We start from the raw sequence: 17,331 nt of genomic DNA on the forward strand, positions 1-17,331 counted from the left end.
CTCTAGCGCGCGCCGATCGCCTTGAATTTGCGAACCTGATCCGTCAGCGCCCGCTCGACCGGCAGGCGCTCCATCGAGGAAGCACCGTAGAAGCCGTGGCAGTTGCGGGTCTGCTTCATGATGAAATCGGCGTCTTCGGGGTCCGCGATCGGACCGCCATGCGCGAGCACGATGATGTTCGAATTGACGCTGAGCGCGGCGTCGGCCCAGGCCTCGATGCGGGCAGGGCAGTCGGCGAGCTTTGGCGCGGTCTGCGCGCCGATCGTGCCGCCCGTGGTCAGGCCCATGTGGCAGACGATGATGTCGGCGCCGGCGATCGCCATCGCGGCCGCCTCCTGCTCGCTGAACACATAGGGCGTGGTCAGCATGTTCTTGTCATGCGCTTTCGCGATCATGTCGATCTCGAGCGCGTAGGACATGCCGGTTTCTTCAAGGTTGGCGCGGAAGGTGCCGTCGATCAGCCCGACGGTCGGGAAGTTCTGTACCCCGGCGAAGCCGAGCGCCTTGAGCTGATCGAGGAACACGTCCATGTCGCGGAATGGATCGGTGCCGTTGACGCCGGCGAGCACCGGCGTCTTGGTCACGACCGGCAGCACCTCGCCGGCCATCTCGACGACGATCGCGTTGGCGTCGCCATAAGGCATCAGCCCGGCGAGCGAGCCGCGGCCGGCCATGCGGTAACGGCCGGAATTGTAGATCACGATCAGGTCGACGCCGCCGGCCTCCTCGCATTTCGCCGACAGCCCGGTGCCGGCGCCGCCGCCGACGATCGGCTCGCCGCGTGCGATCATGGCGTGAAACTTCTTCAACAGCGCCGCGCGTTCAAAGCTCGCCATGGGTCACCTCGCCACTCTCCGCCGGCCACCGGCGCGTCCGAGCAGTGGTCGGAACGCGCTGACGATGGCAGCGGTGAACTCGGGATCGTTGATGTTGCGCTTGATGCGGATGATCTGCCGGTTGCTGGTCTGGCGCACGGTGCGCTCCAGCGCGCGGAACAGCGCGGCGTCGGCATCCGGGTCCCAGAACGGCTGGCCGGGCGCATCGAGCGCGGAGACGCCGCCCTCGGCCAGGAAGAAACGCACCGGGCCGTCCATCTGGTTGAGGCGTTCGCCGATCCAGCGGCCCATGCGCTCGTTCTCTTCCGGCGTGGTCCGCATCAAGGTGACCTGCGGATTGTGGACGTGGAACTTGCGCTGCCGGTAGCGCTCCGGGATGGTATCGGGCGCGCCGAAGTTGACCATGTCAAGCGCACCGACCGAGCCGACATAGGGCACGCGGCTACGGATGATGGCGCCGAAGCGATCCTCGGTCGCCGGGAACACGCCGCCCATCAGGAGGTCGCAAACCTCGGTCGTGGTGAGGTCGATGACCCCTGCGAGCTGGCCCGACTCGACCAGCTTTTCCATCGAGCGGCCGCCGACGCCGGTGGCGTGGAACACCAGGCATTCGAAATCCTCGCGCAGGTCGGCGGAGATCTTCTGCACCGCCGGCGTGGTGACGCCGAACATGGTGATGCCGATGGCGGGGAGACCGGCGGCGGTATCGCGCTGTTTGCCAGCCTGCTCATCGAGCCGCGCTTTGACCATACCGACGAGCGCATGGGCGCCGTTGCCGAGCACGGTGCGTGAGATCGAGTTCAGGCCCTGCACGTCGGTGACCGAATACATCATGGTGATGTCGGCGGGGCCGACATAGGGACCGACGTCGCCGGAGGCGACCGAGGAGATGATCAGTTTCGGCACGCCGACCGGAAGCGTGCGCATGCCGGGCGCGACCAGCGACGCACCGCCGGAGCCACCCGCCGAAATGATGCCGGCGATATTGCCCTGACGCCGCAGCCAGCGTTCGAATGCCTCCGCCATCGCCGTCACCGAAGCGCCGCGATCGGTGCCGAACACGCCAGAGCCGCCGCGACCATGGTTCAGTGCGACCTCCTGCGCGGTGACGTCGCAGCTCGCCGCCTTGCCGCTGGTCGAGACGTCGACCAGCCGCGTGCGCAGGCCAGTGCCCGCGACGATGTCGCGGATGAAGCGCAGCTCGGCGCCCTTGGTGTCGAGCGTGCCGACGACCAGCACGACCGGCGGCCCGGATGTCCGGGACGTTGTCGGTTCGCGCCGCGTGCGGGTTGCTTCCTCGAGCCGCGTGACGGCGGCGGACTGCGTCCGTGCGGCGGCCTCGATCCGGGCTATCGGCACCGGCTGCGACCAGCGCGTCGGCAGCACGGGATTGGAGACGTAGATGCGGGCCGGCCCCTTGCGTTCCGGCTGCGGCGCGCCGGCCGCTTCGACCTTTGCCGGTGCGGCCTCGGCGTCGGTTTCGTCCGAGCCGTGAGTGCCGACGCCGAGCAATCGCTGCTGCAACTCGCGGTCGGTCGCGAGGCGTGCGGAGTCGATGATGCGGTTGATCCGGCCATTGACCATGATGGCGACGTTGCGCGACACCGCCGTCGCGACGCCGATGTTCTGCTCGATGACCAGGACGGAGATATCGCCTTCGTCGCCGAGGCGCAGCAGCATGTCCTCGACCTGGGCGACGATCACGGGCGCAAGGCCCTCGGTCGGCTCGTCCATGATCAGGAGATGTGGGTTGGTCAGCAGCGCGCGCGAGATCGCGAGCATCTGCTGCTCGCCGCCGGAAAGCTGGTTGCCGCCATTGTTCTTGCGCTCGGCGAGGCGCGGGAAGGTGTCGTAGATGCGCTCGATGGTCCAGGCGCCGCGGCGCAGGCCGGCGGCCAGCGCCAGGTGTTCGTCGACGGTCAGCGAACGCCACAGCCGCCGGCCCTGCGGCACATAGCCGACGCCGAGCCGGGCGATCCGCGCCGGATTGAGCCGCGTGACCTCCTCGCCGCGAACCCGGATCGAGCCGCCGCTGGCGCGCACCAGGCCCATGATCGCCTTGCACAGCGTGGTCTTGCCCATGCCGTTGCGGCCGACCACCGAGAACACGCCGCCATCGAGCGTGAGGTCGACGCCCTGCAGCGCGTGCGAATGGCCGTAATAGACGTCAAGGCCCTTCACTTCGAGCGCGGGAGCGGTGCGGCGGTCATTCATGGCCGCCTCCGAGATAAAGCTCCTGCACCTCGGGATCGGATTCGATCTCGCGCGGCAGGCCTTCCTTGAAGATGCGGCCGTTGTGCATCATCGTCACGCTCTCGACGACGCGCAGCGCGACGTCCATGTCGTGCTCGATGATGATGTAGCCGATATGCGCCGGCAGCGAGGTCAGGATCTCGATCAGCTCGCGCCGCTCGGTCGGCGACAGCCCTGCCGCCGGCTCGTCGAACAGGATGAAGCGCGGCGCGCCGGCCAGTGCCAGCGCGATCTCGAGCTGCCGCTGCTGGCCATGCGCCAGCTCGGCGACGCGCTGGTCCTTCACATCAGCGAGGTGCACGGCCTGCACCAGCGTTTCGGTCGCGTGCATCAGCGCATCGTGCTGCCCCGGGCGGCGGAACGAGAAGCGGCCACGCGAGACGCCGCGGCAGGCGAGGTAGATGTTGTCCTGCACGGTGAGCCCGGGGAACAGCGCCGAGATCTGGTAGGTGCGGCGCAAGCCCCGGCGAATCCGCTCATAGGGCGGGAACTGGGTGATGTCCTCGCCGAAGAAGCGGATCGTGCCGGAGGAGGGCGGGAAGTCGCCGGTGATGCAGTTGAACAGCGTGGTCTTGCCGGCGCCGTTCGAGCCGAGCACCGCGCGACGCTCGCCGGGGCGCACGGTGATGGTGACGTCGGTCAGCGCCGCCAGCGCGCCGAACAGCCGGGTCACGCCACGCAGCTCCAGCGCCGCGCCGGCGCCGACCGCGGACAGGCGCTGCGCGACGCTATCCATGGCGGCCTCCGCCGGAACGTTGCGTCGCGGAAGCATTCCGCAGGCGCCAGCGTTCCCACAGGCCGATCACGCCGTCGGACGACCAGAACACGATGGCGAGGAAGCCGAGCCCGATCAAGAGCCGGAAGCGGTTGCCGTCGAGCCCGAACTTGATCAGCACGTCGAGCGCGAAGGTGCGCAGCAGCACGAAGATCAGCGCACCGATGAATGGGCCGATCGGCCGCGTGATGCCGCCGACCACGGCGATGATCAGGACGTCGATGCAGGCGCCGACGCTGACCGAGCCGGGCGAGATCTGCCGGTAGTTCCAGACCTGCAGCACGCCGCCGAGCGCTGCGATGAAGGCGGCGAAGGCGTAGGCCGCGATGCGATGGGCATTGGGGTTGAAGCCGAGCGCCGCCATGCGGCGGGAATTGTCGCGCACGCCCTGCAGCGCGAGGCCGAACGGCGCCCGCGAGACATACTGGACGGCGAAGTAGCAGATCGCGGCGACGCCGAGCGTCACATAGTAGAAGGCGATATCGGCGCGCCAGTCGACGCCCCAGAAATGCGGCGTCGCGACGGTGTTGATGCCGGTGTGGCCGTTGAAGATCGCCCAGTTCTGGTTGGTGAAGTAGTAGAACGCCGCGCCGATCGCGAGCGTGATCATGATGGTGTAGATGCCCTCGGTGCGCACCGCGAGGGCGCCGCCGAGCGTGCCGAACAGCGTCGCCAGCGCCAGCGCCATCGGCGTTGCGAGCCACCACGGCCAGCCCAGGCTGATATTGGCATTGCCGCTCATGCCGAACACCGCGACCATGTAGCCGGCGAAGCCCGCGATCGTGAGCTGCATCAGGCTGACCATGCCGCCATAGCCGGCCAGGAACATCAGGCTGAGCGCGATGATGCCGAGGATCAGTGTGGTGGCGAAGATCTCGATCAGGAAGAAGCCGTTGGCGATCAGCGGCATGATCACGAGGATCAGCGCGACCAGCCAGGCCGCCGGATTCTGGAATTCCGGCCAGGCGCGGACCAGGGCGCGGCGGGTCGCGTTGGCGGAACGGTCGGGGCGGAACTGGGTGCTCTGGAGCAACGACATCTCATCGCCTCGCGAGCAGGCCCTGCGGCCGCAGCGCCAGCACCAGCACCATGATCAGGAAGGTGACGACGATGGCGTAGGTCGGGATGTAGACCGAGCCGAGCTGCTCGGCGAGGCCGATGATGACGGCGCCGAGCGCAGCCCCCGGGATCGAGCCCATGCCGCCGACGATCACGACGACGAGCGAGGCGAGCAGGAAGCGGGTGTCCTCGCCCGGCGACAGCGACTGGAAGGTGCCGCCGACGACGCCGGCGATCCCTGCGAGGCCGGCGCCGAGCGCGAATACCAGCACGAACACGAGCTGGATCCGCACGCCAGTGGCCGCGAGAATGTCGCGGTCGTCGACCCCGGCGCGCACGATCATGCCGATCCGGGTGCGGTTGAGCGCGAGCCACATCGCGATCCCGATCACGACGGAGGCGGCGAAGATCACCAGCCGCACCAGCGGATATTGCAGATAGACCGGCTCGCCGGATGATTTGATCGCGGTGAGCAGCGGCAGCTGCACCGGGCCGATCAGCCAGCTCGGGGTCTGGACCTGGTAGAAGTCGCCGCCGAACACCCACAGCATCAGGTCGGCGAACACGATCGAGAGCCCGATCGTGACCATGGTCTGCCTGAGGTCCTGGCCCTCCATGCGGCGGAACACGGCGAGCTGCAGGATCACGCCGACCAGCGCCACCGCGATGAAGGCGACGATGAAGGACAGGATCCACGATCCGGTCCAGGTGCTGATCGCGTAGCCGATATAGCCGCCGAACAGATAGAGCGAGCCGTGCGCGAGGTTGACGTTGCGCATCAGGCCGAAGATCAGCGTGAAGCCGCTCGCCACCAGGAAGTACAGCCCGCCGAGCGTGATGCCGTTCAGCACGGCGTTGAGGAATACGCGCTTGCGGCCGATCGCGGCTTCCAGCCCCGGCGGCCAGATCGCGAACACCAGCCACGCCAGCACCGCGACCGCGATGATCACGATCAGCGCCCAGGCCGGATGGCGTTCGATGAACCTGGCCATCTCCGTCGCGTTCCCTCTGACGTCGCGGCCGTCTGCCGGGCCGCGTGTCTGATATCCTACCGAGGGCGAAAGCGCCGGATTTGATCGAGAGTATCTTTTATCGTTTCCCTTTATCGCTTTTCTCGGGAACTCGCTTCACGGCCGCAACACCTTGGCGGCGCGGCGATAGTCGGTCGGGGCCATGCCGACATTGGCGGCGAAGAAGCGGGTGAAGCCGCTCTGCGAGGAGAAGCCGAGATCGAAGCCGATATCGGCGATCGGCGCTTCGGTCGCGACCAGCGCATCCAGCGCCTGCTCCATGATCAGCGTGTTCATGTAGAGGTGAGGGGTGACGCCGGTTTGCGTCCGGAACAGCCGGTAGAAATGCGGCCGTGACAGGCCAGCCTCGCGCGCGATCGCATCGAGCTCGATCTCGGCGCCGGGGCTTTCCGACATCAGCCTGATCGATTTGCGGACGCGGAAATCGGTCACCGCCGCGGCGGCGCGCGCGTCCTGCGCGGCCTGCCAGCTCTCCTCGTAGCAGGAGTCGATCAATTGCCTGAGCTCGCAATCAAGGCTGCGCAGCGACGGCGCGCCGCACACCAGTGCTGCGGTGCGGCGGATCAGCCGGTCGAGCGCTTCGGTGCGCGGAAAGAAGGTACGGCCGAACCGCAGGCCCTGTGCGCTGGCGGGCTGCGGCGTGAACCATTCGGCGTTGACATAGAGCACGAAGAAGATCGCGCCGTGATCCATGTCGGTCGGCAGGAAATTGTGCGGTTCCCACGGGTTGACCGCGACCACGGTGTCGTCCTTGAGCAGCAGGCGCTGCTCCGAGACGTCGATCTGCGCCGGCGTGCCGCCGACATGAAAGATCAGGTGCCCCTCGCGGTGCGCATGCACGTTGAAGGGACGGTTCAACTGATAGACCGTCGCGCGACCGAACCGGCCGTGGAAGACGGCAAGCGCCCTGCTCATGCCTCCCCTCCCGCGGGATGTTCTTGTCTTTTCGACAAGCGTTCATCATCCGCCCGCGGAAAGCAAGGGCGAGCAGGGCACTCGATGCAACCGCGCGCCTCCGTCACGGCTGGCTTGCTCGCACCTGCAACAAATACGTCAGTACTTCTTGCACTCCGGCACCGTGCGGCTCGGCAGGCCGATCTTGGCGAAAACAGCCGGGTCGTAGCCCAGGGTCTGGTTGACGTTTGGGATCACCTTCACGACCTTGCTGAACAGCGCGCCCTTGCCGTCATCGACCACTTCGGTGACGAAATTGGTGCCGATCGCCTGGCGGTTGGCGTCGAGCTTGATCTTGCCGTTCGGCGCGTCGATCTCGATCTTGGCCAGCGCGTCCTTCAGCTTGGCCTGGTTGTTGGAGAGATCGCCATTGACCTGCCGCAGCGCCAGGATCAGCGCCATCGTCGAGCCGTAATAGTTGGTGGCGAGCAGCGACGGGCTCGGGAACCGTTTGCTCTCCGGGAAGGAGTCCTGATAGGCCTTCACGAATTTCTGCCAGCCCGGATCCTCCCAGGTATCGGCCTGGCCGCTCGCGGCGATGGTGCCGACCAGCGCGTTCTTGGCGTTACCCTTGGACGACAGGATGGTCTGATCGATCATGATCGAGCCGCCCATCAGATGCGCCTTGCCGCCGGCCTGCTGATATTGGTTGAGGAAATTGACGGCGTCGGCGCCGCCTAGGCCGAGATAGATCGCATCGACATCGTCGGGCAGTGCCGCGATCACCGAGGCGAAATCCTTGGTGCCGAGCGGCACCCATTGCCGGTTGGTGACCTGGCCGCCGGCGCCGCAGAACTCGAGCACCAGGCCGAACACCTGGGTGTAGATGAAGGAGTAGTCCTCGCCGACGGTCGCGATCTTGCGATAGCCCTTGGTCTCATAGGCGTATTTGCCGAGGCCGACCTGCCACTGCGCGCCGTCCATGTTGTAGCGGAAGAAGTTTGGCGCCGGATCGACATAGGTCGTCTCCTGCGCGCCGGACGCGGCGTTGACGAAGGTCAGTTCGGGATGCGTCTTGGCAAAATTCTTCACCGCGATGCCCTCGTCGCCGGACAGCGGCGACAGCAGGATCTGCACCTTGTCCTGCTCGATCAGCTTGCGCACCGCGCGCACCGCGGAGTCCGGCGTCGCGTCGGTCGAGGCGACGACGAATTCGAGCTCCTTGTCGCCGATCTTCTTGCCGAGCACGTTGAGCGCGGTCTGGAAGCCGCGCATGCCGTCCTCGCCGAGCACCGTATAGGTGCCTTCGAGCGTTGCGGTGACGCCGACCTTGATCTTCTCCTGAGCGAACGCCGTGCCCGAAAGCAACAGGCTGCTCAACGCAATCAGTCCTAAACTGCCTTTCAACATCGCTCTCCTCCCTCGCTGTTGTCGCCGGCGTCCATTTGGCCTGACGAAGGCGGATGGCGTCCGGTTGTTGGCGGCAAAGCTAGCCGAAGGCGGGCGCGGCCCGGATGTCGTCGCCGTCCGATGGCTTAACGGGCAGTCTCATTTTGATTGTTGCGCCGCAGCGCAGTTCGCGGCGCAATGTCGCGGAGGTTGCGCAATGTGCGGTGCTCGAGCGAGTGTCGTACTGAGTCTTGATTCCGATAAACGGAAATGCCTTTGCGGCGGAGGCTTGCGCCGTCTAACAAATCGGCGGCAGGGCCGGATTGGCCCATGGGCCGCGCAACGCGCCGCGCGATGACGGGCTCCGCGTTGATCGGCCGCGGCAGTAGTCTGCCGGCTCGGCCTGATCCTGCCCCTCTGCATTTGCGAATTGGATCGGCCGAGCTTGCACTGTGCCTCTAGTAGCTGGCGACGATTCCAGCATCAGCGCCAAGCAATCCCGATGACGCGATGCGCGTGGTGGATTGTCGACAAGGTATGGTTGCCGGAACCGATGGTGACGCGCATCGGAGAGTCGATAACTGCGACGAACATCGAGGTTCCCTCACGTTTGCCCAACATTGTCCATCATGAGTGTATCAACTTCGCGTGTGGTGCCTGTTGAATGCGGAGACAGGGGATCGCCGGAACCCGAAGTGCGGAGACTCGGGTCGTGTCAACAGGCGAGGGCGGAGCGGAACAATCAAGCAAATCGTGGTGCGTCGATGCCTGCCGCCTCTGCCGGCGCGGGCAAGGCGAAGGTATTTCATCGCTGCAGCGCGACGCGTTCTTCGTTTGGCATGCGTCACCGTCGTCGGTTGCTCGCTGTGCGAGCAGGCCCACGCGCTCGACTTCTTTGGCCTGTTCGGTTCCGACGATCCGCCGCCGGTCAGCGCGACGACGCTGTCCTATCGGTTGCAGATCGAAGCCAAGACGCCGGACGGCAAGAGCGATAGCGACGCCGAACAGGCATTGCGCGATGCCGCGGGCACCTATCGGCTTCGACAGGAACCGCCACCGGGCGGCGAAGGTCTCGCGCGCCGGCTTCAGGCTGACGTCAATCCGCTGCTCGATGCCCTTTGGGGGCTTGGCCGCTACAACGCCCAGATCGATGTGACGATAGATGGAGTTCCAATCTCCCTCGACGAGGCCGGGCTTGCCGCCGCAGCACGCCGGGCCGACGGCTTTCGCAATCGGACCGTCGTGCCCGTCAAGGTCGTCGCGCGACTTGGTCCGTTGTTCAAGCTGCGCGCCGTTGATGTAGACTATCCGCGCGACCAGGCGCCGCAGGGATTGCCGCGCCGCGCGTTTGCGCTGAAGTCCGGCGATCCCGCGATCTCCGCCGATCTGCGCGCCGCGCAGTTGAAACTCGTCGACTGGTTCCGCAGCAACGGACATCCGCTCGCGAAGATCGCCGACGTCAAGGCCACCGTCGATCATGCCGCCGCCGCGATGGACCTTCGGTTGCGGGTCGAACCAGGTCCCAAGGCCGGCATCGGCGCCATGACGATCGCGGGCGGAGACGTCGATCCGCGAGTGGTGGCCACGCATGTCTATCTGAGAGAAGGCGAGCCCTATTCGCCAGAGCGGCTCGCCCTGGCGAAAACCTCGATCGCCAGGATCCCGGCGATCGGGGGAATTCGGGTCCGCGAGGCCGACAAGCTCGATGCCAATGGCAATCTGCCGGTCTTCATCGACTTGACGGAAAGGCCCAGGCACGTGGTGGGCCTCTCGGCGAAATATTCCACCGTCGATGGTCCCGGCATTGCAGGCTATTACGAGGATCGGAACATGTTCGGCGGCGGCGAGCGCCTGAGGCTCGAAGCGTCCGCCTCGCTTCTGCAACGGATCGACGGCACGTCCGTTACCAGCTTCAACAATCTGCACGCCTCGGATTTCGGTGCACGATTTACCGGCACTTTCATCAAGCCAGGCCTGTTCGGTACGGCCAACGATCTTCTGATCGAGGCCACTGCGTTCCGCGAGCGTGTCGGCAACAACGACCTCGGCGGTTACACCGACGATACGGTGCGCGGCACGTTCGGCGTGATCCATCGCTTTTCGGAGGCGGCTTCGCTGCAGGCCGGTCTTCAGGTCGAGCAATCGAAATCGCAGGACGTGCTGGGGCGCGTCGATGCGACATTGATCGGCTTCACGGCGACCGGCCGCTACGACACGACAGACAATCCGCTCGACCCCACGCGCGGTGTGCGCCTCTCGGCGACCGTCAATGCCTATCCGAAGCTGATGGGCTCCACGATCGATCTGTTCGAGGCGCGGGTTGCGGGCTCGGCCTACTATGCGCTCGACGAGCAGGCCGACTACGTTCTGGCGGGTCGCCTGGCCGCAGGCTCGCTTGCGGGCGCGCCGCTCGACCAGATTCCGGATGCGCATCGCTTCTTCGCCGGCGGCGGCGGATCCGTGCGCGGCTACGGCTTCAACACCATTTCGCCGATGATGTTCGGTCAAATCACCGGTGGTCGCGGCCTGATCGAGGGCTCCGCCGAGGTGCGGGTGAGGATCACGCCGACTATCGGCCTCGTGCCATTCTTCGACTTCGGCACCGCCTCCCGATCATCCCTGCCGGGCTTCGACGACTATGTGGGCTACGGCGCGGGGCTCGGCTTGCGTTATCTCACGCCGGTCGGCCCGATCCGCCTCGACGTTGCGACACCGCTGAATCCTCGCCCCGGCGACAGCCGCTACGCGATCTATGTCAGCATTGGGCAAGCCTTCTGATGCGCATCCGACGGCCGTTCATCATCGCTTCCGCTGCCGCGGCCCTGGGCCTCATTGCGGCCGCGGTGTTCGGTGTCGTTCTCTACGCGATGGCGGGCGGGAGCGGCGAGAACCAGCAGGATTTCCTGGCCAGCCTCGTCTCGCGGACGCTCTCGACGCCGGCGACCCAGGTCCATATCGGCGCCGTCGATGGCGTGCTGTCCTCGGATGCAACGGTGCGCGACGTCAGCATCACCGACAAGGACGGAGTCTGGTTGACGCTCGACAAGGCGCGTCTCGTCTGGCGACGCAGCGCACTGTTGCTGGGGCGACTGGAAATCGACCGCCTTGAGATCGGCACGCTTGGGATCAAGCGAAAGCCGCTGCCGTCCGACCAGCCTGCCGCCGAGTCCGATCAGCCGATCCTGCCCGACCTTCCGGTCAAGGTGCAGGTGAAGGCTTTCGACCTGCGGGCCCTGACGCTGGGACAGCCGGTTCTGGGGGAGGCCCTCAGTGTCGCGGCGACCGGCAATGCCGAGCTCGGCTCGCCCTCGGAAGGGCTCGTCTTCAATCTCGATGCCGCCCGCAAGGATTTCCCGGGCCACTTCAAGGCCGCTCTCGCCTACGTTCCGCAGGGAAATGCGCTGACCCTCAACGTCACGCTCGACGAGCCTGCCCACGGACTCATGTCGAAGCTCGGCCATCTGCCGGGCGAGCCGCCCGTCACATTCGCGCTGGGCGGCAAGGGCACGCTCGACAGCTTTCGTGGTGCCCTGAAGTTGCAGGCCGGCCCCACGATCGATGCGACCGGTACGATTACGCTCGACCGAAACGGGGCGGGCCGCGTGCTCGCGACCAGGCTCTCCAGCCATCTCGGGCCGTTGTTGCCGGCGATCGCCGCGCCGGTCTTCGCCGGTGAAACCAGCCTCGACAGTACGACGCGATTTGGTGACGACGGCAGCGTTGCCCTCGACGGGCTGACGCTTACGAGCCGTCTCGCGCGGCTCGACGCGAAAGGTCTGCTCGGAGCCGACAAGGTCGTGGATTTCGCAGCTTCGATCCGCGCCTTGCCAAGCAACGGCGACGTGACCGAGACCGACCAAGGCTCGATCCGAAGCCTCGTCTTCGACAGCCGCGTCAACGGCCCAATCAAGGCTCCCACGGCATCGGTCAAGCTCGCGCTGTCGGGCGCTCATCTGCCGGACGGAGATGTCGCGGCGCTTGATGCTGCCATCACAGCCGTCCCGCGTGCCGAAGCCAGCGATCCCGCGACGCGCATCGTCCTTGACGCGAACCTGCGCGCCACCGGCATGGCGCCACGCGATGCGAGTTTGGTGGCCGCGATCGGCGACACTGCGTCGCTCGTGCTCCACGGCGACACGGACCTGGGCGGCCATGCCAGGATCGAGCGATTCGAGATCGGGACATCTACGGTTCAGGCCAGCTATACGGGTGATGTCAGCGCCGATCGCCTGCATGGCCGTGCCACCGGAACCGTGCCCGACCTCGGCGCCTTTGCCGACCTTGCCGGGCTGAAGCTCAAGGGTTCGGTGGCGCTCGGCCTCGATCTCGACACGGATTTCCAGCGTGGCAGCTTCGATATGAGAATGTCGGGTGCCGGCGAGAAGCTTGCGACGGGAGTTGCGGCGCTCGATGGGTTCGTGGGGCCCCGGCTCGCACTTGCAGCCGACATCTCCGCCGATGGCCGTGACACCTACACGGTCCGCAGCGCGTCGCTCGATGGTGCCCATGTTGCGGTTCGCACCAAAGGGACGGTGACGCGCGACTCGAGCGACCTGTCGGCGCGTGTAGACCTGCCGGATCTCTCGGCGGCCGACACGCGCCTCACCGGTGCGGGCGCTCTCGACGTCAGCCTGACCGGCGGGCTCGCGCATCCCGGGGTTTCGCTCGCAGCCTCGGTGGATCGCGCCACCGCGATGCGGCGCCCGATTCCGCATCTCGAACTCGCCGCGACGGTCAACGACATCAATGGGCTCTGCGCCATCGACGTCAGGCTCGACGGCTCCGTCGACGGCAACCCGGCGCGCGGGATTGTTCAGGTGAGCCGCGGATCGTCGGAGCCCGAAGATCGCGCAGCTCCCGCCTTTGCCGGATGGCACGCAAAGACCATCGACATCGCGATCGGGTCGGCATCGCTGAAGGGGGCAGCAACGATCGACGCACAGAGATTCGCCAGCGGACAGATTCGCTTCACAGCCGGAACGCTCGCCGACCTCTCGCCGCTTGCCCTCACAGAGCTCGCCGGTTCGGCCTCGCTCGACGTTGCCGCTTCGGCCGATGGCGGCCAGCAATCCGTCCGTCTCGTTGGCAAGGGGGCGCGGATCCGCGCCGCCGGTGCGGCCGTCCGCAGTTTCGACCTGCGTGCCGATGGCGCCGATCTCTACAGCCATCCGGTGCTCAATGCCGATGCGCAGGTCAACGGTGTCGAGTTCGGCGGTCAGACGGTCTCGAACGTCACGCTGACGGCCAGGGGCAATGCCGATGCGAGCACGATCGGCCTGTCCGCCAAGGCTGCCGGCTTCGATCTCGACGCCGCGGGCGCACTGATGTCCAGGGAGCGGGTGCGGTTCGATCTCAACCGCTTCACCGCGCGGCGTGGCGCCAAGGCAATCGTGCTGCAGGGCCCCGCGAGCTTCACGCGCGACGATGGCACGGTGCTGATCGAGCACCTGGCGCTCGGGATTGGAAGCGGCCGCTTCACGGTCGATGGCAAGGCCGGCAAGACGCTCGACCTCAAGGCGGTGGCAAGCGCGATCCCGCTCGGCGAGGCCGATGTCGCGGTGCCTGGTTTGGGGCTCGCCGGGACGCTTGACGCCTCAGCCACGATCGCCGGCTCCGCGACCGCGCCGATCGGGCAATACAAGGTCGCCGTCAAGCAGCTGACGGCGCCGCAGACCAGAAGCGCCGGCCTGCCGCCGATCGACGTTGCCGCGGACGGGCGGCTCGATGGGAGCCGCGCGAGCCTGAACACCACCATTGCCGCGGGACGAGCCGGCACGATCACGGCGTCGGGCACAGTGCCGCTCGACGCCACGGGTCCGATCGCGCTCACTGCGAAGGGCCGCCTCGATGCCGCCGTCGCCAATGCCGCGCTTTCCGCCTCCGGCCGTACCGTGTCCGGCAACGTCGCGCTCGATGCTCGTGTCGGCGGCACGCGCGCCAAGCCCCAGATCGGCGGTGTCGTCACCATGAGCGGGGGCACCTTCCGCGACAGCATGCTCGGCACGCGCCTCGATGCCGTCGAGGCGAGAATCACCGCCGAAGGAGACCGCATCGTCGTTGAACGCCTGGCCGCGGTGACGCCCAACGGCGGCACGTTGTCCGGCTCCGGTCAGGTACGGGTCGCCCCGGATGCAGGTTTTCCCGGAACGGTCTCGGTTCGCGGTCAGCAGGCGACGCTTGCCTCCAGCGCGTTCGCGACCGCGCAGGCCAATCTCGCTATTGACGTCACAGGCGCCCTGGCGCGCGATCCGCGGATCGTCGGGCGCGTCGACTTGACCCGCGTTAACGTCGATATTCCGGACCGCCTGCCGTCGACACTGAAGCCGATCGACGGCATCAACCATGTGAACGCCTCGGGACAGGCCGCGGCACGGCTCGCGGCTGCGCGCCAGGCCGAGACGCCGAAAGGCAACAAGAAGCGCCCGGCGCTCTTCAACGCCGCGCTCGACGTGACGGTTTCGGCGCCGAACCACGTCTTCATCCATGGCCGCGGGGTGACCGCGGAACTCGGCGGCTCCGTTCACGTCGGCGGCACGAGCAACACGCCGGTTCCGAAGGGAGCCTTCTCGCTCTATCAGGGCAAGCTGGTGGTGCTCGGAAAGACGCTGACCTTCACCAAGGGCAATCTCTCCTTCAATGGCGATCTCGCGCCCGAGCTCGATTTCGCGGCGGAGATACAGGCCTCCGACATCACCGCGCAGGTCGGAATCTCGGGCCCCGCGGCCGCGCCGGTCTTCGCCTTCCATTCGCAGCCTGAACTGCCGCAGGACGAGATCCTGTCGCGCATTCTCTTTCAGAAAGCTTCCGGCAGCCTGACGACCTCACAGGCCGTGCAGCTCGCGGGGGCTGCGGCTCAGTTCGCGAGCGGTGGTGAGGGCACGGTGGACCGTATGCGCCGCTCGCTTGGGGTCGACAATCTGGACGTGGGCGCCGGGGCGGGCGGTCCGATGGTCGGCGCCTCGCGCGCAATCGGCGACAGGCTGAGCGTCGGCGTGCGGACCGGCGCGAGCGCCAGCCAGTCAGGAGTGTCGGCCAATGTCGACGTGACGCGCCACATCCGCGTCGAATCGGATGTCGATGCGAAGGGCTCGACATCCGTCGGGGTCGGCACGCGATTCGAATGGTGACGCGCGAACGCGGCTTTCAGCCGCACGTCCGAGAGCAGCCCCTGTCGATCGTCTTCGCCTGCAACCCGGCGCGCGCGACGGCGAGCATCGCGGATTCCGGCAATTGAGATCGCGCTTCACTTCGTCGTGTAGCCGCCGTTGACCAGGATGGTCTGGCCGGTCATCCACCAGCCGTCCGATACCAAGAGGCGGATCCAGGGCACGATATCCTTGATGTCGGTGAGGCCTGTCTTCGAGAAGCCGGACAGCGCCGCGGCCGATTTGTGGTAGGCGACCGCGTCCGCGCCTTCGGCGGGATAGAAGAACGGCGTGTCCATCGGGCCCGGGCCGATGGCGGTGACCGAGATGCCGCGTGCGCCGAACTCCTTCGATGCCGCGCGGGTGAAATGCTCGACCGGCGCCTTGGTGCCGGCATAGGCGGCGTAGAACGGCGTGTAGGCGCCGAGCAGCGACGTCACCAGCGTGCAGATCTTGCCGTTGTCGTTGACGTGACGGCCGGCCTCCTTGAGGAAGAAGAACGCGGACTTGGCGTTGACCGCGCTCATCGCGTCGTATTCGGCCTCCGAGATCTCGGCCATCGGCTTCTTCAGGACCTTGCCGACCGTGTTGATCGCGATGTCGGGGCGGCCGATCGCGGCGACCGCGTCGCTGAACAGTTTTTCCATTGCGCCCGCCGTCGTGAGGTTGGCCTGCAAGGCGACTGCCTTGGCGCCCGCGGCCTGCACCGCCGCCACGGTCGCGTCCGCATCGGTCTTGGTCGCCGGGCTGTTGTAGTGGATCGCGATCGCCTTCGCGCCGTGCGCCGCAAGATCGCGCGCGATCAGGCCGCCGAGATTCTTCGCGCCGCCGGCGATGATGACGGTTTTGCCCTTGATGCTGTCGTCGGTCATGACGCTCGTCTCCTCAGGTCTCGCGTCCGCACCTGCGGCCGCTTTCCGGAGCTAACGGTATCGTCTAGGATTCGCCGATAAAGCTGCCAATTCTGGCTTCACTTGTCAGAAGTCGCGAACAATATGGGGCCTGATCGTGGACCGCATCGATCTCTTCCGCATCTTCGCCCGCGTCGTCGAGTGCTCCAGCTTCACGCGCGCGGCCGACACGCTCGGCCTGCCGCGTTCGTCGGTCTCGGCGGCCGTCGCCGAGCTGGAGCAGCGCATCGGCGCGCGGCTGCTGCATCGCACGACGCGAAAGGTGTCGCCCACGCATGACGGCGCCGCGTTCTACGAACGCTGCCTGCGCGTCGTCGCCGATGTCGAGGAGGCCGAGGGCCTGTTTCGCCAGGCCGCCGCCGAACCCTCGGGCCGGCTCAGGGTCGACGTGCCCGGACGGATCGGCCGCCTGGTCATCGCGCCGGCGCTGCCCGCTTTTCTCGATCGCTATCCGCAGATCGACATCGATCTCGGCGTCACCGACCGTGCCATCAACCTGATCGAGGACTCCGTCGATTGCGCCGTGCGCGTCGGCCCGCTCGGCGATTCCGGCCTGATCGCGCGGCCGCTCGGCAATCTGACGCTGATCAATGTCGCAAGCCCCGGTTATCTCGCGCGTCACGGCACACCACGGGCGCCTGAAGATCTCGGCGCGCATTGGGCGGTCAACTATGCCTCGCCGTCGACCGGCCGCATCGAGGAATGGGAGTGGTGCGAGCAGGGCGCGGCGCGCACGATTGCGATGCGCGGCCGCGTCACGGTCAACAGCGCCGAGGCCTATATCGCCTGCTGCCTCGCCGGCCTCGGCCTGATCCAGATTCCAGCCTATGACGTGAAGCGGCATCTCGATGCCGGAGAACTCGTCGAGCTGATGCCGCAGCACCGCGCTACGCCGATGCCGATGACGTTGCTGTACCCGCACCGCCAGCATCTGTCGCGGCGGCTGCAGGTGTTTGCCGATTGGCTGGCAGCCCTGCTGAAGGAAAACCTGCTGGTCGCGAACTAAGGTATGGAGCCCGTTGGCTCCACTCATCTTAC

Annotated in this window: 11 protein-coding genes; 3 read left to right on the forward strand and 8 right to left on the reverse strand. The window is 66.7% G+C overall.

Going from position 1 to position 17,331, the window contains the following annotated elements:
* Positions 1 to 2 precede the first annotated feature (2 nt).
* The 7 genes from ACVILL_RS22420 to ACVILL_RS22450 form a co-directional block, all read right to left on the reverse strand.
* On the reverse strand, positions 3 to 836 hold the full coding sequence (locus ACVILL_RS22420) for a phosphoenolpyruvate hydrolase family protein (protein ID WP_456731021.1): 834 nt from the start codon (positions 834 to 836) through the stop codon (positions 3 to 5).
* A gap of 3 nt (positions 837 to 839) precedes the next feature.
* Positions 840 to 3,050, reverse strand: a complete 2,211-nt coding sequence (locus ACVILL_RS22425; RefSeq protein ID WP_456731022.1) for a Tm-1-like ATP-binding domain-containing protein — start codon at positions 3,048 to 3,050, stop codon at positions 840 to 842.
* Positions 3,043 to 3,825: an ABC transporter ATP-binding protein gene (locus ACVILL_RS22430; protein WP_456731023.1), complete on the reverse strand. Its 783-nt coding sequence runs from the start codon at positions 3,823 to 3,825 to the stop codon at positions 3,043 to 3,045. Before ACVILL_RS22430 ends, ACVILL_RS22425 begins: the two co-directional genes overlap by 8 nt.
* On the reverse strand, positions 3,818 to 4,903 hold the full coding sequence (locus ACVILL_RS22435; RefSeq protein ID WP_456731024.1) for a branched-chain amino acid ABC transporter permease: 1,086 nt from the start codon (positions 4,901 to 4,903) through the stop codon (positions 3,818 to 3,820). Before ACVILL_RS22435 ends, ACVILL_RS22430 begins: the two co-directional genes overlap by 8 nt.
* A gap of 1 nt (position 4,904) precedes the next feature.
* Positions 4,905 to 5,915 (reverse strand): branched-chain amino acid ABC transporter permease, encoded by a 1,011-nt coding sequence (locus ACVILL_RS22440; RefSeq protein ID WP_456731025.1) that lies wholly within the window; start codon positions 5,913 to 5,915, stop codon positions 4,905 to 4,907.
* Between the two features lie 135 nt (positions 5,916 to 6,050).
* Positions 6,051 to 6,869: a helix-turn-helix transcriptional regulator gene (locus tag ACVILL_RS22445; RefSeq protein ID WP_456731026.1), complete on the reverse strand. Its 819-nt coding sequence runs from the start codon at positions 6,867 to 6,869 to the stop codon at positions 6,051 to 6,053.
* Between the two features lie 138 nt (positions 6,870 to 7,007).
* Positions 7,008 to 8,258: an ABC transporter substrate-binding protein gene (locus ACVILL_RS22450; protein WP_456731027.1), complete on the reverse strand. Its 1,251-nt coding sequence runs from the start codon at positions 8,256 to 8,258 to the stop codon at positions 7,008 to 7,010.
* Between the two features lie 813 nt (positions 8,259 to 9,071).
* On the opposite strand from ACVILL_RS22450, the gene ACVILL_RS22455 reads away from it, so the two are divergent.
* The gene (locus ACVILL_RS22455; protein WP_456731028.1) at positions 9,072 to 11,015 is read left to right on the forward strand and encodes an autotransporter assembly complex protein TamA; all 1,944 of its coding nucleotides are present in this window, start codon (positions 9,072 to 9,074) and stop codon (positions 11,013 to 11,015) included.
* Positions 11,015 to 15,364 (forward strand): translocation/assembly module TamB domain-containing protein, encoded by a 4,350-nt coding sequence (locus ACVILL_RS22460; protein WP_456731029.1) that lies wholly within the window; start codon positions 11,015 to 11,017, stop codon positions 15,362 to 15,364. The genes ACVILL_RS22455 and ACVILL_RS22460 overlap by 1 nt, the downstream gene beginning before the upstream one ends.
* Before the next feature lie 116 nt (positions 15,365 to 15,480).
* Here ACVILL_RS22460 and ACVILL_RS22465 read toward each other — a convergent pair whose 3' ends face one another.
* Positions 15,481 to 16,254 carry an SDR family oxidoreductase gene (locus ACVILL_RS22465; RefSeq protein ID WP_456731030.1) on the reverse strand — a complete coding sequence of 258 codons (774 nt, stop codon included), beginning with the start codon at positions 16,252 to 16,254 and terminating at the stop codon, positions 15,481 to 15,483.
* Positions 16,255 to 16,390: 136 nt separating this feature from the next.
* Here ACVILL_RS22465 and ACVILL_RS22470 point away from each other — a divergent pair, with 136 nt between their 5' ends.
* Positions 16,391 to 17,299, forward strand: a complete 909-nt coding sequence (locus ACVILL_RS22470; RefSeq protein ID WP_456731031.1) for a LysR family transcriptional regulator — start codon at positions 16,391 to 16,393, stop codon at positions 17,297 to 17,299.
* The last annotated feature ends 32 nt before the right edge of the window (positions 17,300 to 17,331 follow it).

This window comes from Bradyrhizobium sp. USDA 3364 (assembly GCF_054056355.1).

What these genes read in the sequence shown, in the direction of transcription:
- ACVILL_RS22420 (WP_456731021.1), bottom strand. Translation starts at nt 836, where the DNA reads ATGGCGAGCTTTGAACGCGCGGCGCTGTTGAAGAAGTTTCACGCCATG.
- ACVILL_RS22425 (WP_456731022.1), bottom strand. Translation starts at nt 3,050, where the DNA reads ATGAATGACCGCCGCACCGCTCCCGCGCTCGAAGTGAAGGGCCTTGAC.
- ACVILL_RS22430 (WP_456731023.1), bottom strand. Translation starts at nt 3,825, where the DNA reads ATGGATAGCGTCGCGCAGCGCCTGTCCGCGGTCGGCGCCGGCGCGGCG.
- ACVILL_RS22435 (WP_456731024.1), bottom strand. Translation starts at nt 4,903, where the DNA reads ATGTCGTTGCTCCAGAGCACCCAGTTCCGCCCCGACCGTTCCGCCAAC.
- ACVILL_RS22440 (WP_456731025.1), bottom strand. Translation starts at nt 5,915, where the DNA reads ATGGCCAGGTTCATCGAACGCCATCCGGCCTGGGCGCTGATCGTGATC.
- ACVILL_RS22445 (WP_456731026.1), bottom strand. Translation starts at nt 6,869, where the DNA reads ATGAGCAGGGCGCTTGCCGTCTTCCACGGCCGGTTCGGTCGCGCGACG.
- ACVILL_RS22450 (WP_456731027.1), bottom strand. Translation starts at nt 8,258, where the DNA reads ATGTTGAAAGGCAGTTTAGGACTGATTGCGTTGAGCAGCCTGTTGCTT.
- ACVILL_RS22460 (WP_456731029.1), top strand. Translation starts at nt 11,015, where the DNA reads ATGCGCATCCGACGGCCGTTCATCATCGCTTCCGCTGCCGCGGCCCTG.
- ACVILL_RS22465 (WP_456731030.1), bottom strand. Translation starts at nt 16,254, where the DNA reads ATGACCGACGACAGCATCAAGGGCAAAACCGTCATCATCGCCGGCGGC.